The 23,482-nt window shown below is 60.8% G+C and carries 19 protein-coding genes and 1 pseudogene; 18 read left to right on the plus strand and 2 right to left on the minus strand.

From position 1 onward, the window contains the following. Positions 1-331: 331 nt before the first annotated feature. The 8 genes from trhA to ACTQZF_RS00325 all read left to right on the plus strand — a co-directional run bounded on the left by trhA (position 332) and on the right by ACTQZF_RS00325 (position 9,551). The gene (gene trhA / locus ACTQZF_RS00290) at positions 332-1,015 is read left to right on the plus strand and encodes a PAQR family membrane homeostasis protein TrhA (RefSeq protein WP_441015314.1); all 684 of its coding nucleotides are present in this window, start codon (positions 332-334) and stop codon (positions 1,013-1,015) included. Between the two features lie 114 nt (positions 1,016-1,129). Then, entirely contained in the window at positions 1,130-2,503 is a 1,374-nt protein-coding gene (locus ACTQZF_RS00295; protein WP_427793690.1) for a hemolysin family protein, read from the plus strand. Between the two features lie 24 nt (positions 2,504-2,527). Beyond that, complete coding sequence (locus tag ACTQZF_RS00300) at positions 2,528-3,355, plus strand: cyanophycin synthetase family protein (RefSeq protein ID WP_441554223.1); 828 nt, start codon at positions 2,528-2,530, stop codon at positions 3,353-3,355. Between the two features lie 136 nt (positions 3,356-3,491). Next, entirely contained in the window at positions 3,492-3,881 is a 390-nt protein-coding gene (locus tag ACTQZF_RS00305; RefSeq protein WP_441041524.1) for a YtxH domain-containing protein, read from the plus strand. Continuing rightward, entirely contained in the window at positions 3,881-4,636 is a 756-nt protein-coding gene (locus ACTQZF_RS00310; RefSeq protein ID WP_427718078.1) for a PRC-barrel domain containing protein, read from the plus strand. Before ACTQZF_RS00305 ends, ACTQZF_RS00310 begins: the two co-directional genes overlap by 1 nt. A 72-nt stretch (positions 4,637-4,708) precedes the next feature. After that, positions 4,709-6,115: a polysaccharide deacetylase family protein gene (locus ACTQZF_RS00315; protein WP_441554225.1), complete on the plus strand. Its 1,407-nt coding sequence runs from the start codon at positions 4,709-4,711 to the stop codon at positions 6,113-6,115. 320 nt (positions 6,116-6,435) lie between these two features. Then, positions 6,436-8,280 carry a magnesium transporter gene (locus ACTQZF_RS00320; protein WP_370450605.1) on the plus strand — a complete coding sequence of 615 codons (1,845 nt, stop codon included), beginning with the start codon at positions 6,436-6,438 and terminating at the stop codon, positions 8,278-8,280. Between the two features lie 74 nt (positions 8,281-8,354). After that, entirely contained in the window at positions 8,355-9,551 is a 1,197-nt protein-coding gene (locus tag ACTQZF_RS00325) for an Nramp family divalent metal transporter (RefSeq protein ID WP_441554289.1), read from the plus strand. A gap of 189 nt (positions 9,552-9,740) precedes the next feature. On the opposite strand, the gene ACTQZF_RS00330 is transcribed toward ACTQZF_RS00325, so the two are convergent. Then, positions 9,741-11,933, minus strand: a complete 2,193-nt coding sequence (locus ACTQZF_RS00330) for an acyltransferase family protein (protein WP_441554226.1) — start codon at positions 11,931-11,933, stop codon at positions 9,741-9,743. A 186-nt stretch (positions 11,934-12,119) separates the two neighbouring features. Here ACTQZF_RS00330 and ACTQZF_RS00335 point away from each other — a divergent pair, with 186 nt between their 5' ends. The 5 genes from ACTQZF_RS00335 to ACTQZF_RS00355 all read left to right on the plus strand — a co-directional run bounded on the left by ACTQZF_RS00335 (position 12,120) and on the right by ACTQZF_RS00355 (position 16,818). Beyond that, positions 12,120-13,115 (plus strand): ribokinase, encoded by a 996-nt coding sequence (locus ACTQZF_RS00335; RefSeq protein WP_441554227.1) that lies wholly within the window; start codon positions 12,120-12,122, stop codon positions 13,113-13,115. A gap of 4 nt (positions 13,116-13,119) precedes the next feature. After that, positions 13,120-14,094, plus strand: a complete 975-nt coding sequence (locus tag ACTQZF_RS00340; protein WP_441041532.1) for a nucleoside hydrolase — start codon at positions 13,120-13,122, stop codon at positions 14,092-14,094. Between the two features lie 219 nt (positions 14,095-14,313). After that, entirely contained in the window at positions 14,314-15,324 is a 1,011-nt protein-coding gene (locus tag ACTQZF_RS00345; protein WP_427793677.1) for a LacI family DNA-binding transcriptional regulator, read from the plus strand. A gap of 217 nt (positions 15,325-15,541) precedes the next feature. Then, the gene (locus ACTQZF_RS00350; RefSeq protein WP_427727273.1) at positions 15,542-16,030 is read left to right on the plus strand and encodes an S-ribosylhomocysteine lyase; all 489 of its coding nucleotides are present in this window, start codon (positions 15,542-15,544) and stop codon (positions 16,028-16,030) included. Between the two features lie 143 nt (positions 16,031-16,173). Next, the gene (locus ACTQZF_RS00355; RefSeq protein WP_441554228.1) at positions 16,174-16,818 is read left to right on the plus strand and encodes a DUF4867 family protein; all 645 of its coding nucleotides are present in this window, start codon (positions 16,174-16,176) and stop codon (positions 16,816-16,818) included. A gap of 116 nt (positions 16,819-16,934) precedes the next feature. On the opposite strand, the gene ACTQZF_RS00360 is transcribed toward ACTQZF_RS00355, so the two are convergent. Then, positions 16,935-18,041 carry an ATP-binding protein gene (locus tag ACTQZF_RS00360; protein ID WP_441015332.1) on the minus strand — a complete coding sequence of 369 codons (1,107 nt, stop codon included), beginning with the start codon at positions 18,039-18,041 and terminating at the stop codon, positions 16,935-16,937. A 464-nt stretch (positions 18,042-18,505) separates the two neighbouring features. On the opposite strand from ACTQZF_RS00360, the gene ACTQZF_RS00365 reads away from it, so the two are divergent. From ACTQZF_RS00365 to ACTQZF_RS00385, 5 genes and pseudogenes are all read left to right on the plus strand, one after another. Then, positions 18,506-18,619 carry a family 1 glycosylhydrolase gene (locus tag ACTQZF_RS00365; protein ID WP_441554229.1) on the plus strand — a complete coding sequence of 38 codons (114 nt, stop codon included), beginning with the start codon at positions 18,506-18,508 and terminating at the stop codon, positions 18,617-18,619. After that, positions 18,600-19,331, plus strand: a pseudogene (locus tag ACTQZF_RS00370) (family 1 glycosylhydrolase); the annotation flags it as partial. The gene ACTQZF_RS00365 and the pseudogene ACTQZF_RS00370, both read left to right, overlap by 20 nt. Positions 19,332-19,557: 226 nt before the next feature. After that, positions 19,558-21,357: a histidine kinase N-terminal 7TM domain-containing protein gene (locus ACTQZF_RS00375; protein WP_441554230.1), complete on the plus strand. Its 1,800-nt coding sequence runs from the start codon at positions 19,558-19,560 to the stop codon at positions 21,355-21,357. Further along, entirely contained in the window at positions 21,354-22,853 is a 1,500-nt protein-coding gene (locus tag ACTQZF_RS00380) for a sensor histidine kinase (protein WP_441032077.1), read from the plus strand. The genes ACTQZF_RS00375 and ACTQZF_RS00380 overlap by 4 nt, the downstream gene beginning before the upstream one ends. Further along, positions 22,850-23,473, plus strand: a complete 624-nt coding sequence (locus ACTQZF_RS00385) for a response regulator transcription factor (protein ID WP_418825693.1) — start codon at positions 22,850-22,852, stop codon at positions 23,471-23,473. Before ACTQZF_RS00380 ends, ACTQZF_RS00385 begins: the two co-directional genes overlap by 4 nt. The last annotated feature ends 9 nt before the right edge of the window (positions 23,474-23,482 follow it).

Raw genomic sequence — 23,482 nt, forward strand, 5'->3', positions numbered from 1 at the left:
CGCCCGTGAGTACAGCGCTCGCGGGCGGTTTTCCGGAAGTATGCGGCAAATTTCGAGACCGCCGAGCACACGACATTTTTTGGCAATAAAACCCCTGATAAATTGTTGGTAAAACTGCGGTCTGGTCGGAAGTTCCAGATTTTGCCGCATACTTCCGAAGGCGGGAGCCAAAACGGTCCTCCAGCGCTGTAATCAACCATGATTGTTCGCCGTTGATGCGTCAACAAGCAAAGAATGGGTAAACAAGGGGTCACGTATGGTGCAAATTTCGCACGTACCCAGACGCTTTGATATAGTGTTGAGAACTATTTACTTGGAGGATGTAACCGGCATGTCCGATTCGAGCGACAGTTCCAAGCCGCGACCCAAGGCCGCGGCCGTTCCACATTACACGGTGGGTGAGGAGATCATGAACTCTGTCACCCATGGTGTCGGTTGCCTGCTGGGCATCGCGGGCCTGGTGCTCCTGATCGTATTTGCCGCTCTTCGCGGCGGAGGCCCAGCCCACATGGCCGCGGCGATTGTCTATGGTGTCAGTATTATCCTCGAATACCTAGCCTCTACGCTCTACCACGCGATTCAGCCCGCGCGCGCCAAGCGCGTGTTTCGCATCATCGACCACAGCTGCATCTACCTGCTCATAGCCGGCAGCTATACGCCGTTTTGCCTCATCACACTGGCAAACGACGGCGGCCCTATGCTGTTCTTTGCCGTATGGGCCATCGCCATTATCGGCATCGCCCTCGAGTGCTTTATGCGCGAGCGTCAACCGCACTGGGTAAGCGGCCTGGTCTACCTGCTGATGGGCTGGCTCGTCGTCTTTAAGCTGCCAGAGCTCGTGTCGCTGCTCAACCCCGTGGCACTTGCCCTGCTCGCTGTCGGCGGCGTGTGCTACACCGTGGGCGTGCCGTTCTACATCGCTAAAAACGTGCGCTACCTGCACAGTGTGTTTCACTTGTGGGTGCTCGCCGGCAGTATCTTCCAGTTCATGGCGGTGATCCTCTTCGTAATCTAGCGATCACGTCTGTGCCTGCGGACCCATCCAAGCGGCCGCCGGACGCAACTGCCCTATCCGTTATCTACGCTTACTACCTAACGTCCCGAATCTTGGAGGTTCGAGAAACTCCCGATGGACATAACCATCTCCCTTATCACCACCCTCGTTTTGACCCTCATCAACGGCTACTTCTCTATGTCCGAGATGGCGCTCACCACGGCAAAGCGCGCCGTGCTGGAGCACGAGGCCGAGGAAGGCGACAAACGCGCCGAGCGTGCCGTTAAGCTGGCTGCCGACTCCGACCAGCTGCTCGCCACCATCCAGGTCGCCATCACGCTCGTGGGCTTTGCCTCGTCCGCCGTTGCTTCGACGAGCCTGTCCGACCCGCTCGCCACGTGGCTCATGAGCTTTGGCATCGCGCCGCTCTCTGCCATCGCGCGCGGACTGGCACCGGTCATCATCACCGTTGCGGTTGCCTTCGTGTCCATCGTGATTGGCGAGCTTGTGCCCAAGCGCATTGGTCTGGCCAATGCCGAAGGCGTGTCCAAGCAGGTCGTGGGGCCGCTGTCGTTTTTCCAAAAGATTGCCCGTCCGCTCGTGTGGCTGACTGGTGCTTGCTCCGATGGTCTGGCCCGCATCCTGCGCATCAAGAGCGCCGACGATCGCCAAAACGTCTCGGAGGAAGAGATTAAGTACATGGTCTCGGAGCAGGACGACCTGCTCGACGAGGAAAAGCGTATGATCCACGAGATCTTCGACCTGGGCGATACCGTTGCCCGCGAGGTCATGGTGCCGCGCGTGGACACCACCATGTGCGAGGACGACGAGACGGTCGCCGACGTGCTGTCCACTATGCGCCAGACCGGCTTTAGCCGCATCCCCGTCTATCACGAAGATCCCGACAACGTGGCGGGCATCGCGCACATCAAGGACCTGATTCAGCCCTCGCTCGACGGCGAGGGCGACCAGCCCATCGCCGGTTATTTGCGCGACGCCACCTTTGTGCCCGACACCAAGGACATCCTGCCGCTGCTGTCCGAGATGCAGACTTCGCACGACCAGATCGTGGTGGTCGTGGACGAGTACGGCGGCACGGCCGGCATCATTACCATCGAGGACATCGTCGAGGAGATCGTGGGCGAGATCGAGGATGAGTTCGACCCCGACAACAAGTACCTCACGCGTCTTTCGCGCCGTGAGTGGCTCGTCGATGGGCGTTTTTCGTGCGATGATGCGATTGAGCTTGGTTGGCCGCTCGAGGAAAGCGATGATTATGAGACCATCGCCGGCTGGATTTTGGAACTTTGCGACTCGGTGCCCGACATCGGAGAGGTGTTTGAGGTTGCAGGGTACAAGTTCAAGGTGCAGTCGATGCGTGGCCAGCGCATCTCGCTTATTCGCGTGATCGCTCCGGCCGAAACCGATAAGAAGGATTCCGAGTCCTCGGCAGATAAGCCGGCGACGCCGGGCGCGGGCTCTGCGGACCCGCACGACGGCGACGAGTAGGGCAAGGAAGAGTAGGGGAGAGTTATGGCAGGCCTGTTCAACATCCTTAAGGTCACCGTCAGCGAGGACAAGATCTGCGCGCATGTGCTGGTGAACCCCGGCATGCCGCTCATGACCTCGGAGGACATCGAGGCCACGGCGCGCGTGTACTACCTGGTGCCCGCGATTGCCAAGCACCTGTGCCTAGGCGATTCCGGTCGTGAATTCCAGGACTGCATGGGCCAGACCGAGCTTTGCCATCTGCTTGAGCACGTGACAGTGGAGCTCATGAACGAGACCGGTCTCGCCGGCAGCATTTCGTGCGGCCGTACCCGCGTAAGCGAGCACGATGAGCGTGTCTTTGAGGTTGAGCTTTCATGCCCCGATGACGCGCTGGCCATCGGCGCGCTGTCTTCGGCGACCTTTATGATGGACTGGGCCTATCTGCACGCCGACCAGCCTGCCCCTGACGTGGAGGGCACGGTCGCGGGCCTGCGCAACCTGGTGCTGGGTATGCGCGCCGAGGCCGAGGGCAAGGATCCGCACGAGGCCATCGCCGCCGCAAACGCCGAGGACGGGGCCGAAGGCGAGGCTCCTGCCGATTCCGAACCCGGCGTCGAGGCAGCTGCTGAGGAAGCTGTTGAGTCCGAGCCCGTGGAGCCCCAGGGTGTTCCGAGCTTTGACGATGAGCTGCAGGAGGCAATCGACACCGAGGGCGCGACCGCCGAGAGCCACGAGGCCCCCGCTGCCGTCTACGGTGGCGCGGCGACGGTTCCGGCAGGCCCCGCACAGGAAGCTGCGCTTCCGCTCGTTGATGGCGCCGGCGAGGACCCGGCGGCCACGGTAGCCATGCCTGCCATGCCGCAGGAGTAGGATCACTCGCTTATCACTATCATGTACCTGCGCTTTTACCGTACGCAGATGTGCGCGACGGCAAGTGTTGCGCTGCGGGTATAATGGACAGCATTCAAACGGTGGGCATCGAGGTGCCCGCAGGAGAGGAATGATCATGGGAAAGACTTTCAGCTTTGTCTCCGGTGCGCTCTTTGGCGCTGCCGCCGGCGCTATCATCGGCGTTGCTCTGGCCCCGCGCTCGGGTGCCGAGACCCGTGCCATGGCCGCCGATATCGCCAACGATGCCTGGGACAACTTGCGCGACACCTACGAGCACGGTGCCGAGGAGGCTCGTGCCGCGGTCAACGACTTTGGTCCGATGGTCGACGCCAAGACCGATGACCTGCGCGCCAAGGTCGACCTGGCCCGCGAGCGCATGGACCAGCTTCGCGAGCAGCTCAACGACGCCATCTCGGGCGGCAACGTGACGCCCGCTGCCGACGTCGTGGTCGAGAACGTCACTGAGGCCGACACCGAGGCCACGGAGCCCTCGACCGAGGCATAATGCGCGCAGGGGATTTTGTCGGCGTCAAGGTTTATCGTAAGCCTGCCGAAGACAAGCGCACCAAAAAGGACGGCACGCCGCGCAGCCCCAAAAAGCTCGGCAAGATTCACTTTCCGGTCTTTACCCCGGGCGGTACGCGCGTGGTGGGCTTTATGGTTCGCCAGTCCGATATCGCGGGCATGATCGAGCGCCCCGATCGATTTGTGGCGCTCGATGCCATCGGCGTCTATGAGGGTGCTGTCGCGGTCGACGACGTCAAGGGCACCTACGATGCCGCCGCGGCCAAGCGCCTCGATATCAACCTGGACGACTGCATCATCTGGGTTGGCATGGACGTGCGCACGGAATCGGGCGATGTCGTGGGCTACTGCTCGGACGTTGAGTTCAAGCCGCGTTCGGGTATCGTGCAGACGTTCTACGTGACCGCCGGCACTGCCTCGAGTGTGCTGGTGGGCGACACGCAGATGCCGCCGACGATGCTGCGCGGCTACGAGAACGGCGCGATGATTGTCTCGGACGAGGTCAAGTCGCTCGGGTATTCGGGTGGCGCGGCCGCCAAGGCTGCCGAGGCCAGTGTCGTGGTGGGCGATAAGGTCAAGAAGGGCGCCAAGGTGCTCGATGACAAGGGGTCGGTCGCCGTGGACAAGGGCAGTCGCGCACTGGGCAAGCAGCTCGGTAAGACGCGCGGTATGTTCAAGGCCTTTAAGGACGAATATCAAAAGGCGAGCGGGGGCTCGTCAAAAGCTAGCAAATAGCGACGTACCAAATGATGGGAGGCGAGCCGGAGACATGTTGCTCCGGCTCGCTGTGTTTATGGGGGAGGGCACATGCGCCAAAACGGATCTAACTTAAACGGGCGCTCGGGTGCGCGTCCGACGGCGCGACGCGACCTGGGGCAGCTGCCCAGCGGTCAGCGTCGACGTCGCCGTAAACCCGGCGCGATGTACCTCAACCATAGCCGTGGGTTTAGCGATCGCAGCGCGCGCATCGGCAACGGGCGCTCACCGCGCCGACCGTCCCGCCTGCCCTATGCGCTCATCGCTGTCGGCTGTGCGCTCGTGCTGTTTATCGCTGCCGTCGTGGGCTATGTCAATCGCAGCGTGGACATTGTGCTCAATGGGGAGCAGGCTTCGGTGCGCGTGGGCTCCACGTTGCAGAACCTTATCGATGACCAAGGCCTGACCGACACCTACGATGCCGGCGACTTGTTGGCTGTCGACGATAGCGTGCTTACCCGCCGTGGCGGCGAAAAGCTGTCGGTGAAGGTGGACGGCAAACGGGTGAAGCAGGGCAAGTGGAATAGCCGCGAGCTAACGGGCGGCGAGAAAGTGACGGTCAAAGACGGCCGCGACACGTACGAGAAGCACGAGGTCCAGGCCACGACCATTGAGCCTAAGTTGAAGGTCGAGGGCACGGGCGCTATCGAATACGTTAAAACCTGGGGCGTTCAGGGCCGCTCCGAGGTATGGGTCGGCGAGCAGTCGGGCAAGACGCAGGACCGCGGCGAGGTCGTGCCCGCCACCGACTGTGTAGTCGAGTGCGCGAGCGTAGCGCCCAAGGGCAACGAAAAGTACGTGGCCCTGACATTTGACGAGGGTCCGAGCGGCGCGACCAAGCAGGTCTTGCAGGTGCTCAAGGAAAAGGGCGTCACGGCGACGTTCTTCCTTTCGGGCGATGCTGCGGAAGCCTCGCCCGCTACTGCCAAAGCGATTGTCGATGCCGGATGCGAGATCGGCTCCAACAGCTACAGCGATGATTCGCTCAAGGGCAAGGATCGCGAGGCGGTGCGCAAGCAGATCACGAAGGGCACCGAGGCGATTAAGTCGGCGACCGGCGTCGAGACGATGCTGCTGCGTGCTCCCTACGCCGCGTTTGACGAGCAAAACTGGATCGATGCGATGGACCTGGTGTCTGCCGTGGTCTCGTGGAATATCGATTCGGGCGACTGGCTGCTCAACGGCGCCGACGAACAGGTTTCGACAGTGCTCGAATCGGTGACTCCGGGCAACATTGTTTTGTTCACCGATAGCGACGAGTGCTCCGAACAGACGCTCGAAGCGCTGCCGCAGATCATCGATGGCCTTGTCGCCAAGGGCTACAAGATCGTGACGCTGAGCGATTTGGTTAAGACGGATACGTCGCTGAGCAAAAAACTCACCTCGCTAACGAAGACTTCCATGCCCAAGAACGCCGTGTTTCCCCAGCTCGCCGGAGATAACGACACCGCAGACTAGTCATGGGGGACGTTCTTAAACGACTATGTCACGGATGCGTCAGCGTTTGATATGCCTGCGATGTTTGGAGCATAAATTTGGCGTCACGGCGCGATGCTGATGCTATAGTTACTGCGGATAACAAGGGTCAAGAGAAAGGTTGCAGGTGAAATCCAAACCTCGACCATACAGTCGATGACCCCTTGCAGGTGCTTCTTGCGCATGCACGGGGTGTGAGCGCCGAGCGGTGTGCCGCCCGCGCATGCGTATACATATCTAAAAGTCCACGGATGGCGTGCCGGCATGGCCACGGTCCGAAGGAATAATGATGGGGAGCACCAGTGAATTATCTGAGTGAGATGCTCAAGCTGCCGGTCTTGGACGTCGATGGCGAAAAGCTCGGCGTTGTGAACGATTTTGGCATTGCTACCGGCGAAGTTTTTCCGCACGTGACGTCGCTCGCGTTCCGCGGTCCCGGCAAGACGCCGTTCATGATCAGCTGGCGAAAATGGGTCGACCGTATCGACGAGACGGGCGTATACCTTAAGACGTCGGCCACCGAAATCCGTTTTTCGTACCTGCAGCCGACCGAACTCTTGCTCGCGCGCGACGTGCTCAATAAACAAATCGTCGACACGCAGGGCATGAAGGTCGTGCGCGTAAACGACATCAAGTTTTCCATGTCGGGCGAAAATCAGCTGCGCCTGCTGGGTGCCGAAGTCGGTGCCCGCGGTCTGCTGCGCGCAATCAGCCCCGCTCTTGAACATGTCGTCGAGGGCTTTATGAAGCACCTGGGCAAACCGCTCGGCGAGGACATCATCGCCTGGTCCTACATGGACCTGCTCGATCGCTCGACTAAGAACATCCAGCTGTCGGTGTCGCATAAGACGCTCGGCGAGCTGCATCCTGCCGACATTGCCGACATTATCGAGCAGCTCGATCCTCGCCTGCGCGCGCAGGTGTTCGCGCAGCTCGACACCGCCCAGGCCGCCGAGGCCATCTCGGAGTTCGATGACGACGAGCTCATGACCGAGATGCTCGAGGGCCTGTCCGACACGGATGCGTCGTCGATGCTGGCCATGATGGACCCGGACGACGCCGCCGACCTGATCGACGAGCTCGATTACGAGAAGGCCGAGAAGCTTCTGCGCCTGATGGGCGTTCAGGAGGAGAAGGCGATTCGTAACCTGCTGGGCTATGAGGAAAACACTGCCGGTCGCATTATGACCTCGGAGTTTGTCTCCCTGCCCGCCACGGCGACGGTCGGTGACGCCATCGAGGCGATCCGCAAGCTCGACGAGGATTTCGAAAGCGTCTACTACGTCTATACCGAGGATCCGAGCGGTATGCTGACCGGCGTGCTCTCGCTGCGCACGCTGATCGTGGCCGACCGCGACGCCACGCTGGGCCAGCTGGCCTACCGCGACCTGGTTTATGTGTCGCCCGACGAGGACCAGGAAGACGTAACGGACGAGATGACCAAGTACGACCTGGTCGCCATCCCCGTTTGCGATGAGAACCGCCACATCTTGGGCATTGTGACCTTCGACGACGCCATGGACGTTATCGCCGAGGAGCACCAGGAGGACCTGCAGATCGCAGGCGTCGGCTCGGGCGATAGCGCGTCCGACGACTCGACGAATGTGCTCAGCTGGTTTGTGCATCGCCAGTACTGGGTTGTCGTGTGGGGCATTTCCTCGTGCATCATGGCGGCAGTGCTGGGGACGGCGCTGGGCTCCGCGCATCTGGTGGTGTTCCCCATGTGCGCCATGCCGCTCGTGCTGCTGGCTGCCTCGCGTATGGTGTCGTTCGTCAAGAACTACTTCCTGGAGTACGACGGCCATGACGATGAACCCAAGCCGTATCTGGGATTCTTCTTCCAGAGCACGGGCATGGGCCTGATCCTGTCGCTCGTGACCTACCTGTGCGCTCAGCTGGTGCGCACCACGGCGTTCCCCGACGCGCCCATGCTTGAGGAGCAGCTCTTTACCGGCTGCTTTAACATCGCGGCCATCGTCTGCCTGATTGGTAACATGAGCGCTGTGATTTACCTGATGGTGCTGTTCTGGCGTGACGAGCACGACCTCAATACGTCGGGTACCGCCATGAACGTCATTGCCGTCATGATCTCGTGCGTGGCATACTGTGCCGCTGCGGTGCTGCTCACCATGTCGGTCATGGGTTAGGTGGTCGCGTGCAAAATAGCAAGCAAAAGCAGGGCACCAAGCAAAAGCTGACCATCGCGGCCATCTTTGGTGCCATGGGCCCTGGCCTTCTGGCGGCGCTTTCGGGCAATGACGCCGGCGGCATCGCCACGTATTCCAGCGCCGGTGCCAGCTATGGCTACAAGATGCTCTGGATGCTTCCCGTCATGACCGTGCTGCTCATCGTGACGCAGGAGACCGCGGCGCGTTGCGGCTGCGTGACGGGCAAGGGCCTGGCCTCGCTCATTCGCGAGCGCTTTGGCGTGCGCAGGAGTGTGTTGGCCATGGCGGCGCTACTGATTGCCAACACAGCCGTGACCATTTCGGAGTTTGCGGGTATCGCGAGCGGCCTTGCCCTCTTTGGCGTGCCGGCGAGCATCTCGGTGCCGCTTGTGGCGCTGATGGTTTGGATGCTTACCATGTCGGGTAGCTTCCAGCGCATCGAGAAGATTCTGTTGCTGGTGAGCTGCGTGTTTGTGACCTACATTGTCGCTGCAATTATGGCTGGTCCCAGTTGGGGCGAGGTGGCGGTCGATCTGGTTGTACCCAACATTCAAAATGACCCCAGCTACGTGTCGCTTGTGGTCGCGACGATCGGTACCACCATCGCGCCCTGGATGATTTTCCTGGCACAGAACAACGTGGTCGATAAGAATGCGGGCGAGGACGATATCGTGTTGCAGCGCATCGATACCGTGAGCGGCTCGATTGCCGCCGATGTCATTGCCGGTTTTATTATCATCACGACCGGTACGGTATTGTTCCCCGCGGGCATTCAGATTAGCGACGCTGCAGACGCTGCCCGCGCGCTGGAGCCCATTGCGGGCCAGTGGTCCACGGTGCTGTTTGCCTCGGGCCTGGTCGCGGCGAGCTTCTTGGCCGCCTGCGTGCTGCCGGGCGTTACGTCCAGCGCTATCTGCGAGGCGTTTGGCTGGGAACGCGGTGCCGATCGCAGCTGGGACGAGGCCCCGGTCTATCGCGGCATCATTACGGCAATCATTGGCATTTCTGCCGTGCTGGTGCTCATGCCCGGCGTCGACCTGTTCCAGATTATGATGACCTCGCAAGTCATCAACGGCGTGTTGCTGCCCGTGGTTCTGGTGTTCCAGGTGGTTATTGCCGCCGATCGACACATTATGGGCGCCAACCGCAACGGCCGTGTGTGGAATGTGCTCACTTGGGCGACTATCGGCGTTATTACGGTGCTGACGGTCGTTATGTTTGTTCTGCAAGCGATGGGTTACAGCGCGTAGCACCTCTCTTGGACTCTAAACAGGCCGCCGCCATGGGCTGCGGCCTGTTTTTGTCTGCTATAGGGTGCTAGTTATATACCGATGTGCAGCTATAAAGCCGCCTCTGGGGTGAACTAACAGCCCAGAGGCGGCTTTGTAAGTCGCGGAAGTGGTCCCAAGTGCCGGATTGTAAGCAGATTTGGCTGTGCGTTACTTGTCGGTGCCTAGCTTGTGCGGTTTGTAGGCAAGGGCGTTGACGAGTGCCTCGGCAGCGGATTTGACAGCCGCCGGCTGCGGATCGTTAACGTGGTCCTCGGGGTGCACGGGTAGGTCCTTCTTGACGGCATCGTGGATGAGCTTAAGGTACTCGGTCACACCGGCGGTCGAAAGATGCGTGCCGTCGCCATCGAACAGGTCGTTGCGGTTGGCGCTGTGCCCGTACCAGTCGATAACGCGTACATTCTTGTAGCGCGTAGCGGCGTTGGCGATGGCCTGGTTCGTGGGCCCGACCCACGGCTGCGGGCTGCGCGTGTTTACAAACACGACAATACGCTGATCACCGGCGTCGGCCATGATCGCGTCGACCTGGGCGTCCGTTACCAAACCGTTGGTGCCCAGGGCAAAGACCACGATCTTGCCGGCAAGGTTCTGCTGGATATAGCCCTCAAATGTCGCGCGGCCCGCATCAAACTGGCGGCCCTTTTCGGCATCGATGTGGCTGTGCGGGAACACGCCGTCAAAGGCATCGACGGCGCGCAGGGACACGGAGTCGCCAATCATTAGCAGGTCGTAGGCTCCGTCGGGGAAGCCGTCGTCATCTTTGTCGGTGTCATCGGCCGCCCGCTGATCTTGAGGCTTTGCATTTTTGGCTTCCTTGTTTAGGATTTCGGCGCCCTCGCCGCTCAGCGCGGATGTGTCGGGCACAAAGACCAGGCCGCCCAGCGCCACAACAAGCACGACGGCGCAAACGGCGCAGGTGGGGACATGTGCGCGCATCCAGCCGGCGGGCGTGGTGGTGCCGTCGCGGAGCTCGGAAACGGTGCGCCCAAAAGCGCCCTTCCTAAACGGCGTTTCGATAAAGCGATAGGAGCACTCGGCCACGGCGACCACCAACAACACCTGCAAAATGTACTGCCACCAGGGCGTATCGTTGATGTTGGCGACCGGGTTCATAAGCAGCAGCAGCGGATAGTGCCACAGGTAGATGCTGTAGGAGCGCTTGCCGATCCATACGAGCGGCTCGGCGGCCAAGGCCCGTGCGACCATGCCCTGGGGCTGCACACATGCCGCGATAACCATCAGTGTGAGGATGGAGCACAGCAGCGTGCCTCCGCGATACTGAAACGCGGTATAGCCGTTGGTGAGCGCGACCATGGCGGCGAGTCCGACCAGGCCAACGCCGCCCATCAAATCGATGGATGCGGGGGAGGACCAAAAGCGTGCAGGCTCACTTGGCTTTGTCGTGGCGGCCTCGGCGGTGTCGCTCTTTGACTTGTCGTGCTTGCCGGCGCCGGCCAGTCGGTCGAGCCCCAGATGGCGGACAAGGCGCGCAGGCGCCAGGTCGCGATCGGGAATAAAGGCCATCCAGGCACCCAGCAGCAACGAGAACACGCGGGTGTCGGTGCCGTAGTACACGCGGCTGGGGTCGGTGGCGGGGTTGTAGAGCACCATCATGGCGACGGCGGATACCGCGGCAAGGCCCAGGACCACGCGGCGCGTGTTGGGCTTGCTCATGTGCACCGACACCATGGCGAGCAGCAGCGGCGGCCAAATAAGATAGAACTGTTCCTCGATGGCAAGCGACCAAAAGTGCGTGAGCGGCGAGGGGTCGCCCAAGGCGTTAAAGTACGAAACGTCCTGCATAATCTGCCACCAGTTATTAAAGAACAGCAGCGACGGCAGGATGTCGGGGCGCATCTTGGTGAGCATCACATGGTTAAAGACAGTGCACAGTGCGCAGGTCACCACCACGACGGTTACCACGGCGGGGAACAGGCGACGGATGCGGCGGATCCAGAAGCTCTTAAGATCGATACGACCGGTCTTTGCTATTTCGTTGATGAGCAGGCGCGTGATCAAGTATCCCGAGAGCACAAAGAAGATCGTGACACCGAGCAGGCCGCCCTGTGCCCACGTGAGGTTGAGGTGATAGAGCACCACCGCGACAACGGCGAGCGTGCGAAGGCCGTCGAGGGCGGGGATGTAGCGAGATTTGGGACGCGTGGGCGCCTGTTCTTTTGCGGCGCTGTCGGTGCGGGCGCCCTTGTTGGCGGGCGAGCGATGGGAGCCTGCAGCGCGGCGCGGCTCGGTGGTTTGGCGGTTAGTGCGCGAACGTTCGTGCGGCGCTTGTTGATCGCTCGCATGGCGTGAGCTGCGCGAGCTCGATCGCGGGAATTGTTCCATAAAACATCATCCAATGACGAGAATAATCAGCACGCTTTCATTGTAGCCGCCTACTCCTGTGAATGCTTGCTGCTGGCGTAAGCTCAAGTGCGCGTCCACATCAAAGTGAACTAAAGTTATAGAAGTGCGAGAGCGCACGATTGACGGCCGACAGCGGGTGCAGAGCCCGCGGACGAGGAGGTTTCCATGGCAGATTGCGGCATCGTTGCGGTGTTCGGCAGCATGAACATGGACCTTTCGGTGGCGTGCGAGCGCATGCCGCGTGCGGGCGAGACCGTCGGCGGCAGCGGGTTTATCACCAACGCCGGCGGCAAAGGCGCCAACCAGGCCGTAGCAGCTGCGCGCATGGGCGCGCGCACGCGCATGATCGGCGCGGTCGGCCGCGACGCGTTTGGCTCGTCGCTCGTGGCGGGGCTCCAAGATGCTGGCGTGGACTGTGACTTTGTGGCGTGTCGCGACGACGTGGAGACGGGAACGGCGACCATCATTCGCTGTGAGGGCGATAACCGCATCGTGCTGTCGCCGGGCGCTAACCATGCGCTCGCGGGCGAGGACGTTGCTCGCGCGCTGAGGCGCCTGGTGGCCGATGAGCTCGACGGCGACGCCAGCGATATTGCCCCGGCTGCCGGAAGCGTCTTTATCGCCCAGGGCGAATGTGACCTTGCAGCGACGGCCGAGGCGCTTGTTTGCGCTCACGAGCTGGGGTTCTATACGGTCTTTAATCCAGCGCCTGCCTGCGAAGTGCCTGCGGAGGTCTGGCCTGCAGTCGACCTGGTTTGTCCCAACGAGACTGAGTGCCAGATGCTGACGGGCATCTTGCCTGCAGACGATGCGAGCTGCGTCGCGGCGCTCAATGCCTTGCTCGCCAAGGGTGCCGAAGCCGCGGTCATCACGCTGGGCGGCGCCGGCTCGGTTACGCTCGGCGACGACGGCGAGCTGCTGCGCATGCCGGTGCTTTCGAGCGCGGTGGTCGATACGACGGCCGCGGGCGATACATTTATCGGTGCGCTTGCTGCGGCTCGTTTGGAGGGCTTGCCACTCTTTGAGTGCATGGCCGCGGGTGCTCGCGCCTCGGCGGTGACGGTGTCGCGCTTGGGCGCGCAGCAGTCGATTCCCACGCGCGCCGAAGTTGAGCGCGTGTTTGGTTTAGACGATTTAGTACAAGACGGAGAAGCGGAGTAGAACAATGGCAATCAAGAAGCTGATCCTTGATCTGGATATGGGTGTGGACGATGCGATGGCGCTTGCCTATGCCATCGCGAGCCCCGAGGTTGAGCTCGTGGGCATTACCACGTGTTTTGGCAATGTGCGCGTCGACCAGTCGGCGCGCAACTGCCTGGCGGTGCTGGACCTGTTGGGCCGTCCCGAGGTGCCGGTGTACCTGGGCGCCGACCGTCCTCTGCAGGCGACTGAGCCTTATACGCCGCCGGCGTCCACCGTACTCATTCACGGCAAGAACGGCATCGGCGGCGCGAGCGTGCCCGCGTCGTCCTACGAGCCGGTGGGGGCGACGTCGGCCGACGGCAACGCTGCAGTCGATTATCTGATCGATGCCGCGCGCACCTATGGTCCCGATCTGGTCTACGTAGCGACCGGCCCGCTCTCCAACCTGGCGCTTGCCCTGGAGCGCGATGCGGCGGCGGTGATGTCTATCGGCCGCGTGGTGGTGATGGGCGGCGCCCTGACCGTGCCCGGCAACGTGAGCGCGGGCGCTGAGGCCAACATGGCAAGCGATCCCGAGGCGGCCGATGCCGTGCTGCGCTCGGGCCGCAAGCTCACCATGGTGGGTCTGGACGTGACGCATCGCGTGGTGCTCACGCGTCGCGACATTGCCGGATGGACGGGCTCGGGCACCATGGCCGGCTGCGCATTTGCGAGCATGGTCGAGCACTACATTGGCTCGTACGAGATGAACGCACCCTACCTGGGTGGTTGTGCGCTGCACGATCCGCTGGCCGTTGCCGTGGCGATTGACCCCACGCTTGTAGGTGCGCTCGGCTGCAACCTGCGTGTTGATCTGCTGGGCGAGTATCGCGGCCGCACCATTTGCGACGAGCATCGCCTGTCCGATCCGGACAAGAGCGCGCTAGTGGCGCTGACCGTGGATGCCCCGCGCTTCCTGTCCGAGTTCAAGACGCGCATGGCCCGTGTTCTTGGCTAAATGATTTCCGTGCCCCGCCCCATGTAGTCAATTTGGGACGGGGCTTTTTTAGCTACCGAGTAAATGTGCCCGTTGGGGGAATAGTCGTGCCACTTCGCTTGACAACAGGCTAAACTAGCTCATAAACATTTACTATTCTGTTTAGATTGAATTTGCGGTCGTTTAGTTGTCGAGTCATCAAGTTGCGATGCTCCGCCACGGCCGTTGCTAGGGGGAACAATGGCCAAAGCAAGTGTTCGCGAGATCAGCCGCATCACCGGTTTTTCGCCTGCGACCGTGTCCAACGCGCTCAACCGCAAGCGCAGCGTGAGTGAAGAGACCGCCAAGGTCATCCTGGAGTGCGCGCAATCGCTTGGCTATCAGCAGTCGACGCAGCTCGAGAGCATTCAGTTTGTGCTCGCGCGCAAGACGGGCGCCATTCTGGACGAGAGCACCTTCCATCCCGCGGTCATCGAGGGCGTGGAGCGCCAGGCGCGTCGTCACGGCATGAGCACGAGCTTTGTCTCGCTCGACTTTAGCGACTTGGACGCCGTGCGTCCGCAGGTCGAGGGCCTGATCGCCGATCCGTCCGCCGCTATCGTGCTGATGGGCACCGAGCTGGGCGAGGAAGACTACGCCCTGTTTGCCAACGCTGCCGCCCACCTGATCGTGCTCGATGGCTGGAGCGATCGTCAATACTTCGATGCCGTGGTCATTGCCAACACCGACTCGGTGCTGCGCGCCGTGGATCACCTCATCGAGAAAGGTCACAGACAGATCGGCTATCTGGCAGGCGACCTTCGCATCCGCAACTTTAAGGATCGCGAGCGCGGCTATCGCCAAGCGCTTGAGGACGCAGACCTTGAGGCCAACCCGACATGGCGCGTTACGCTGGGCACCACGCTCGAGGGCGCCTATCGCGACATGGGCGCATGGCTCGACAGCGTCTCGCGCGACGACCTGCCGACGGCTTTCTTTGCCGAAAACGACGTGCTCGCCGTGGGTGCCATGCGCGCGCTCAACGAGCACGGCATACGCGTGCCCGAGGATGTCTCGATCATCGGCTTTGACGATCTGTCTTTGGGCGCCTTCTCCAACCCGCCGCTCACCACGGTGCACGTTCCCAAGCACGAGGTGGGCGAGATCGCGGTGCGCCGCCTGGTGGGCAACATCCGCAATCCCAAGAGCTATACCTGCAAGACAGCCGTATCGACCTATTTTGTCGAGCGTCAGAGCGTGCGTGAGATCTAGGCAAAGGCAACGCCGGGCCGCAGGGCGGCAAAGCCGTCGACGCGACCATTTCGTACACTGCCTAGCATGATTTTTCTGGGACGGGGATTAAAAACTCATTGATCCCCGTCCCGGGCAGCTCATTTGGGACGGGGCTTTTTTGACTGGTATGATTGGTGCGACCATTCGAACCAGCTAAAAGAGCCCCGTCCCAAATTGACTATCGAGAGGATCTGCCATGGAGCGCATCGCGAGTTTTTCCGTTGACCATTTGCAGCTTGAGCCCGGCGTGTATGTAAGCCGCATCGACCGCGATCCGGCGACCGCCGCTGTCGTTACCACCTTTGACCTGCGCCTGACCACGCCCAACAAGGAGCCGGTCATGAACACGGCAGAGTGCCACACCATCGAGCACCTAGGCGCGACATTCCTTCGCAACCATGCCGAGTGGTCGAGCCGCATTGTCTACTTTGGCCCCATGGGCTGCCGCACGGGCTTTTACCTGGTCGTTTTTGGTGAGGTAACGAGCGAGGAGATTCTGCCGCTCGTGCGTGAGTTGTTTGAGTTTGTCGCCGACTTTGAGGGCGATGTCCCCGGAGCCGCTCCCGAGGAGTGCGGCAACTACCTGGACCAGAACCTTCCCATGGCAAACTGGCTCGCGCGCCGCTACCTCGACCGCGACCTGGCCGATATCGACGAGAAGCACCTGCACTATCAGCAGGCGTAAGGGCTTATCGCCCAAAACATGCACATTGGGCGCCTTCGCTTATGCGGGGGCGCCTTTTTGTTGAGTGGTCTGGACGAGCGTTCAAAATCGCTCATGTTTGTTCTAGAATGTTCGTATAGTCACATTTACGAACAGGAGTGAACATGCATATCTACTCTGTCAACGATCCCGAGTTCAAGTCCTATGGCCGCGTGTGGGACGACGTCCCGTCCGGCCTGACCGCTCCACTCGTCGAGGCACTCTCCGCTACGCCCATCCCCGAGGGCAGTAAGTACGTAGCGAGTACGCCGGAGCTCGAGGGCGTTAAGGGTGCCGATAAACTGGGCTTTCTCATGTTTGGCGGCCGCCCCTTCCAGCTCGGCTGGTGCAATGGCCACAACACGCGTCTCAACTGCCTGGAGTACCACCGCGCGAGCGAGTTCAACCTGGGGGCGCGTGACTTTATCCTACTCGTGGCGCATCGCTGGGAGATCGAGGGCGGCAAGCTCGACACCGCGTGCGTCAAGGCGTTTCGCGTGCCGGCGGGCAAGGTTGTCGAGGTTTTCAACACCACGCTCCACTACACGCCGTGCATGGTCGACGACGGTGGCTTCCAGGTGATGGTGGCGCTGCCCGCCGGTACCAACGGTCCGCGTCCCGAGGCTGCGGCCGATATGCCTGCTGCCGGCGACAGCTACTGCTACTGGAAGGCCGACAAGTGGGTTCTCTGCCATGCTGACAGCCCCAAGGCAGCCGAAGGCGGCTACGTAGGCCTCATCGGCAAAAACCTCGACATCGCCTGCGACTAGAATCTTCTGTCTCGATCTGTAACATCTAGCGGGCTAAATCGTCTCTACCTGTTACAGATCGAGACATACCGCCCCCCAGCCACCACAAAGGTGCCTGTCCCCATTGTGGTGGCTGTCTAGAGCTGGCTGCGCAGATAGTCAGCCATATATGGAACAGCGAAACGCACGTAACCGCGGCGTGCCTGTTCGATAACGCCGGCGTCGATGAGGCGTCGGCGATACTTTTGCGCATAGTCGGGTGTGACTGACATGCGCTCGGCCACATTGGAGATGCGCGACACGCCGTCTTTGTCATCAGTCATTGCGTCGAGAAACGCGACGTCTTGGTCCGATAGCGCGGCGAGCGTCGTTTCACAAACATCGTTTTCGAAATCGGCCTTTGACGCTTCGATAGCTCCGTCGACTTGCTCTGGCGTTACGTATTCTCCTGCCTGGCAGCGATTGGCGATGTTGTAGCCGATGAGCTGCAGCATATAGGGCGATCCTTGGGTTGCACGAGCGGCACGGAGGCGAAGATCGCCTGGAATATCAAGGTCGAGCTCTTCGAAAGCCCGCTGATAATAGGCATCGACATCTCCGACTGAAAGCGGTTCGAGCGTGACTTTGCGTGCGCGGTTGAGAAATGTCAGTACGCGGTCGTTGAGTGTCGCGGAGACTGCTCCCGGGAGGCCCGCCATGACGAGCGCGACGTTGAGTCCCTCGCCGACCAGCTCTTGATAGGCGGTGACGAGCTGTCTGATCTCGGGTGAATTTGCCTGGAGCTCGTCGATGAGGATGAGGATGCCGTGTCCCTGCTCGGTTAACTTGCGTGCCAACTGCGTGAATTTGAACTGGAAACTCTTAGTTTCCTGTACGTCGCGCGTAAACTCGAGGCCGGCTGAGAAACCGAAGACGCTCAAACTGCCACCTGTAAGTTTGGGGAGACGATGCTTGTTGGCGTAAGGCTCGCCCGCTTCCTGGATTTTCTCAACAATGCGCTCGAGCATATCCTCGGAGGCTACGGTGGGCGTGGCGACAACAAAGCCGAGCTTGCGGGCGCGATCGGCAAGTTCCCACAACAGAACCGTTTTGCCGCTGCCTCGCTGGCCGAGCATGAGCATGGCTCGGTCTCGATTGCCCGGCTCCTGCTCAAGGCCGGAGATGAATGTCGAAATCACGCTCCCGCGTCCCACCAGATAGGACGGACGATTTCCAAATGAGGGGGAGAAGATGGTTTCAGTCATAAGTCTCCTTTCCTTTTTTTCCTATTTTTTCCTTTTTTTCCTATTCAGTCAAATGAGTTGCTGAGCGAAGGCGGCTACGTAGGTCTCATCGGCAAAAACCTCGACATCGCCTGCGACTAGAATCTTCTGTCTCGATCTGTAACATCTAGCGGGCTAAATCGTCTCTACCTGTTACAGATTTAGACAAACTGCAAAGGACTGACCGAACAATCTCAATCTGTAACACCTGGCCCGGTTTTGGCGGCCTACCTGTTACAGATCGAGACAAATCGCCCCAAACCGCCACAAAGGCGCCTGTCCCCTTTGTGGCGGTTTGGGCAGGCGGGTATCAAAAAGTGTCAGGTGGGGTGGCTGCCGGGCGCCTGCACGCGAAAAGAAGTATCGGCCTGTGCCGTTGCCGTTGGGCGGTACCCCGTTTGCAGGGATACTGAGCCTATGACAACAGCGTGTGAAAGGATCGATGTATGGCTTTCCGTAAAGACTTCCTGTGGGGCGGCGCAACGGCTGCCAACCAGTGCGAGGGTGCCTACGACGTGGACGGCCGCGGCCTGGCCAAGCTGCATGCTCGCCGCGGGTAGCTACTACCCCTACAGCTGCCGTCCGGGCGATGTGCGCCAGGCGCAGCTCGATAACCAGGACAACTACTTCTTCGTCGACGTCCAGAGCCGCGGCTACTACCCGGCATATGCCGTCAAGAAGCTCGAGCGTCTAGGCATCGATGTGGGCATGACGGACGAGGACCGCGAGATCCTGGCCGCTAACACCGTCGACTTCATCAGCTTTAGCTATTACAGCACCCGCTGCTCTGCCGGTGCCGATAACCCCGATGTCGAGCGCACCCAGGGTAACGCCTTCGCCGGCGCCAAGAACCCCTACCTGCAGGAGAGCCAGTGGGGCTGGGCCATCGATCCGCTGGGCTTCCGCATCACCCTCAACGACCTGTACGACCGTTATCAGAAGCCGCTGTTTGTGGTCGAGAACGGTCTGGGCGCCAAGGATGTTGTCGAGGAGGATGGCTCCATCAACGACGACTACCGTATCGACTACCTGCGCCAGCATATCGCCGCGATGCGCGATGCGGTGACCGAGGACGGCGTTGACCTGCTGGGCTACACCACCTGGGGCCCGATCGACCTGGTGTCTGCCGGCACGGGTGAGATGTCCAAGCGCTACGGCTTTATCTATGTGGACCGCGACGATGCAGGCAACGGTACCCTCAAGCGTTCCAAAAAGAAGAGCTTCGACTGGTACAAGAAGGTTATTGCTTCTAATGGTGAGGACCTGTCCTAAGGAAGCTGAGACGCTCAACTTCATAGCCTTCTAACCAAGGCGCCCGGCGAGTAGTTATTGCTCGCCGGGCGCCTTGCCGTCTGCGGATTTTGGGACATGCGGCCCGCTTTTTGGGCCCGCCTGTCGGTACACTAAAGGGACTATGAGTACCCGCGAGCGACATATCGGCCACGCGGCCGCCCGGACCGCTCCGGTTGCGGATCCCAGGGGCGGCAGGCTCTTCGCCATGCCGCGATTCCTTGTTGGCATAACGCATCAGGTGTACCGTCACCGCGTCTTTGCTATCGCCGGCGCCATCACCGCGCTGTTCCTCATGCTTTTGGCGATCTTGCCGGTGCTGTTCGCCTTCGACCCCAAACTTTCTAACGCCGTGCCCGCCTATAGCGAGGTGTCCGAAGAGGTCGTGGACGCGCTCACCCATTCGAGCCCTCTCCCGCTGCTTGTCGCCGCAATTGTATTCTCGATTTGGGGCGTGTTGGTCTATCTGCGTTGTTTGGACTATGTGTTGCGCCGCCGCCTTGTTGCCATCGCCACCATCTGTGCCCTGTGGATGATCGAGGTCATTCTCAAGTACAAGTCGTACACGCCGTTCTATGCCACCTTGCTGTGGTACCTGTACTACGTGCCCATGACGCTCATTCCGCTGCTCTACCAGCTCTGCGGCCTGCGCCTTGCGGGCCTGGAGCAACGCCGCCTGGGTCGCCGCTACCGTGCTGCGCTGTGGATTGTGGCCATCCTGCTTATCGGATTTGTGCTCACCAACGATTTTCACCAGCAGGTCTTCCGCTTTGACCGTACAAGCGACACCTGGAGCAACGATTACACGTACGGCCGGGGTTATTTCGCCTTCCTCGTGTGGACGGCCTTTAACTTCGTGGCCTTTTTTGTCCTGGTTGGTCGGTCCTCGTCCTTTCGCATCCAACGTTTCTCGGGCACGGCGGCGCTCGTGCTGCTGGGCGGCGCATTCTTTGGCATCTCATATGCTCTGCGCGTGCCCTGGGCATGGAGGCTCAACTTTTCGCTCGTCTATTGCATCATGTGCGTGGTGGCGATGGAAATCTGTCTCGATTGCGGTGTCATTCCGTCGTACCACGATATCGCCGGCATCTTCGACACCTTGCCGCTTGACCTCAAAGTTCTAACGCGCGACCTGCAGGAGGTCTATGCCACGCCGGTGTCAAAGCCAATGCCGGTAGGCGTGCGCGAGGAGCTGCGGACCCAGGAGCACGGCCGCGCCCATGCCTTTACCGTGGCGTCCGATCCCGATGTGATGTATCGTGCTTTTCCGCTGCTGGGGGGATCGGCCCTGCTTGCCCAAGACGTATCGGAGCTCAACGAGCTCAATCGCGAACTGGCACATCGTCGCATGGAGCTGCAACGCCAAAACGAGCTGCTTGCCGCCGACTACGACCTTAAGACACATTTGGCAGATCAAGAGGCCGAGACCTTGCTAGTCCAAGACGTGGACCAGGCGCTTGCCCGCGCGCTCGAAGAGATGTACGACTTGTTGAGCTCGCTGCCGCCGTTGACTGACGAGGAATCTTCGCGCGAGCGCTACCGCATGCTGCAGCGCGCCAAGATGCTCGTTGCCTATTGCAAACGGAAGGGGTCGCTCACGTTGGCACAGCACGGGGAGAGCGGTTTTGACCGCGACCGCATTCAGCTCATTGCCAACGAGCTCGCAAGCGACCTGCGCACGATCGATGTCGATTGCGCCTCGATTATTGCCATACGGCGCCCGATGCACGCCAGTACGGTAAGCGCGCTGTACGACTGCGTGTATGACTTTGCGTTTTTTGCCTACACCACCGATCATCCGGCACTTATGTATCACTTGGGCGACCATGACCGATGCAGCGTCGAGCTGCGCGCCACACTTTTTTCCAACGATGATGAAGATCTTTCGCAGACGCCCGCTGCGCAAGAGCTCGAAAGCGCTTTGCAAGGGCGCAACGTGGCATACCGCCTTGAGGGCGAGTCCGGTCAGCTGCGCATGATCGTCTTGATGCCGAGGGTGGGTGAGTGACGATGCAGATTTCGCTCATACTTCCCCAGATCGTTGCGCTCGATGTTGTCTTTGCCCTGGCTGCGTGTCTGCAGACGATCCACGTCCCGCTCATCGCATCGCGCCGCTCGTCCTATAACCGTAAGGTGATTTGCGCCTACGAGGCGAGTCTTGTGCTTCACCTGATGATTTCGGCGCTCATCTTGTTCACGTCGTCTGGCTCGTATCTGGTGGCGCCGCTTGACGTTTGCGCCAGGGCAATGGGCGGAGCGTTGTGGCTCAATGCCGCAATCTTTGCCTATGGCGTGGTACTTATGGTGCACTATCGTCGTCCCGTCATGCTGGTCGAGCTGTTGCTTGTTGTCGCCGTTACACCACCGGTGGTTTTTGCCATGGGCTCGGCGTGGACCGTTGTCCTTATCGCAGAGGGAGCGTTCTTCCTGTTCCGTTCCATCGCGGCGCTCTTGATGGACGTCCGTAACCGCCAAGAGGATATCACCATGTTCTCGACGATCGAGACCATCAACGTGATTCCCGTGGGCATCCTGTATCTAGACCCGAGGGGCCGTCCGCTGCTCATGAACCGCTGCATGCGCAAAAACCTCGTAGAGCTCCATATGCCCACCGACCTGGGCGACATGAGCAGCACATGGAACGACCTGCGCAAACTGAGCATGCAAATGCCCGAAAGCAGCGCTAATCGCGCCCATATCGACCTTGATCGCTTTGGTAGGGATCGCGCCGTGGTCGAGATCTCTCCTTCCGAGATTCGTCTGTTCGTGCGTGACTCCGTTACGGTCTCGAGCCGTCCGTTCGAGCGCGTCGTCGGCCTGGACGTGACGGAATACGCACACGCCTACGACCGTCTGGCGCAAGCCAACCACCTGCTTGAGCGTGCTGGCCAAGAGCTCCAGGCCCAGATCGAAGAAGCCAAAAAGGTTGCCGACAATGCGGCCTACCTACGTATGCGTGCCCGCGTTCACGATGTGATCGGCCAGCGCCTGTCCATTCTTCATCGCTATTTGGAGGAGGGACGTCTGGATGATGAGTCGCTCGAGCAGATTGACCCGTTGCTGCGCTCAATCGCCGCCGATTTGCGCAGTGGCGGTGCCAGCGAGCCTGCAGAGCAGCTGAGCGATATCGTCCACGCCTTTGGCTTGGTGAGTGTGCAGATCGATGTTGAGGGTGCGCTGCCTGAGGACGCGCGTGTCGCCGCCGCATTTTTGCAGATTATCCGCGAGGCCTCGACCAATGCCACCAGGCATGCGCAGGCGCATCGGGTCCACGTGCGCCTGTGGCAGGAGGGGACGAATGCTAGCGCCGTCGCGCGCATGACGATTTCTAACGACGGGTCCCCGGCCCCCGTATCGTATCGCGAGGGAACGGGTATCCCAGGTATGAGGCATGTCGCGCAAGATTTGGGCGGCGGCCTGGAAGTCCACGCCGCCCAGCCCTTTACGCTTGCGGTGTCCATCCCGCTGAGCCCCAACGCCACGGTCCAAAGGAGAAGTTCATGATCCGCGTGTTAATTGTCGAAGATCAGGCCATTCTGCGCGAAAGCCTGGCGCGCTCCGTTGGCGACCAGCCCGATATGACCGTCGTCGCCGCGATCGCCGATGCCTCCGAGGCCTTGGGTGTCGCGCTCAAGGAGCGCCCGGACATGATATTGATGGACGTGTGCACCGAACACGATTCAAACGGCATCGTGGCGGCGGCGCGCATCAAGGAGCAGCTGCCCGAGTGCCGCGTCATCATCATGACAGGCATGCCCGAGATCACCTTTGTCGATCAGGCTCGCGAGGCGGGCGTCGATAGCTTTGTGTACAAGAACGTCGGTATCGACGAGCTGTTCGCCGTGATGCGCTCCACGCTGGCGGGCTATTGCACGTTTCCCAAGCCGCCCGAAAGCATTTTTTCGGGCACGGCGGCACTCGACGATGTCGAGCTGTCGATTTTGCGCCTTGCCTGCGAGGGCAAAAGCCGCCGCGAGATCGCGGCCGAGCTGTTTATGAGTGAGGGTACCATCAAGCGTCGCATCTCGGAGATCCTAAGCAAGACCGGCTACGATAACATCATGCGCCTGGCCGTGCGCGCGGTAACGGAGGGCAGCATCGTTCCCAACATGGAGCGCCCGTAATCGACGCGC

Source organism: Collinsella sp. LCP19S3_H3 (genome assembly GCF_052119145.1).
In the GTDB taxonomy this organism is placed as follows: Bacteria; Actinomycetota; Coriobacteriia; order Coriobacteriales; family Coriobacteriaceae; genus Collinsella.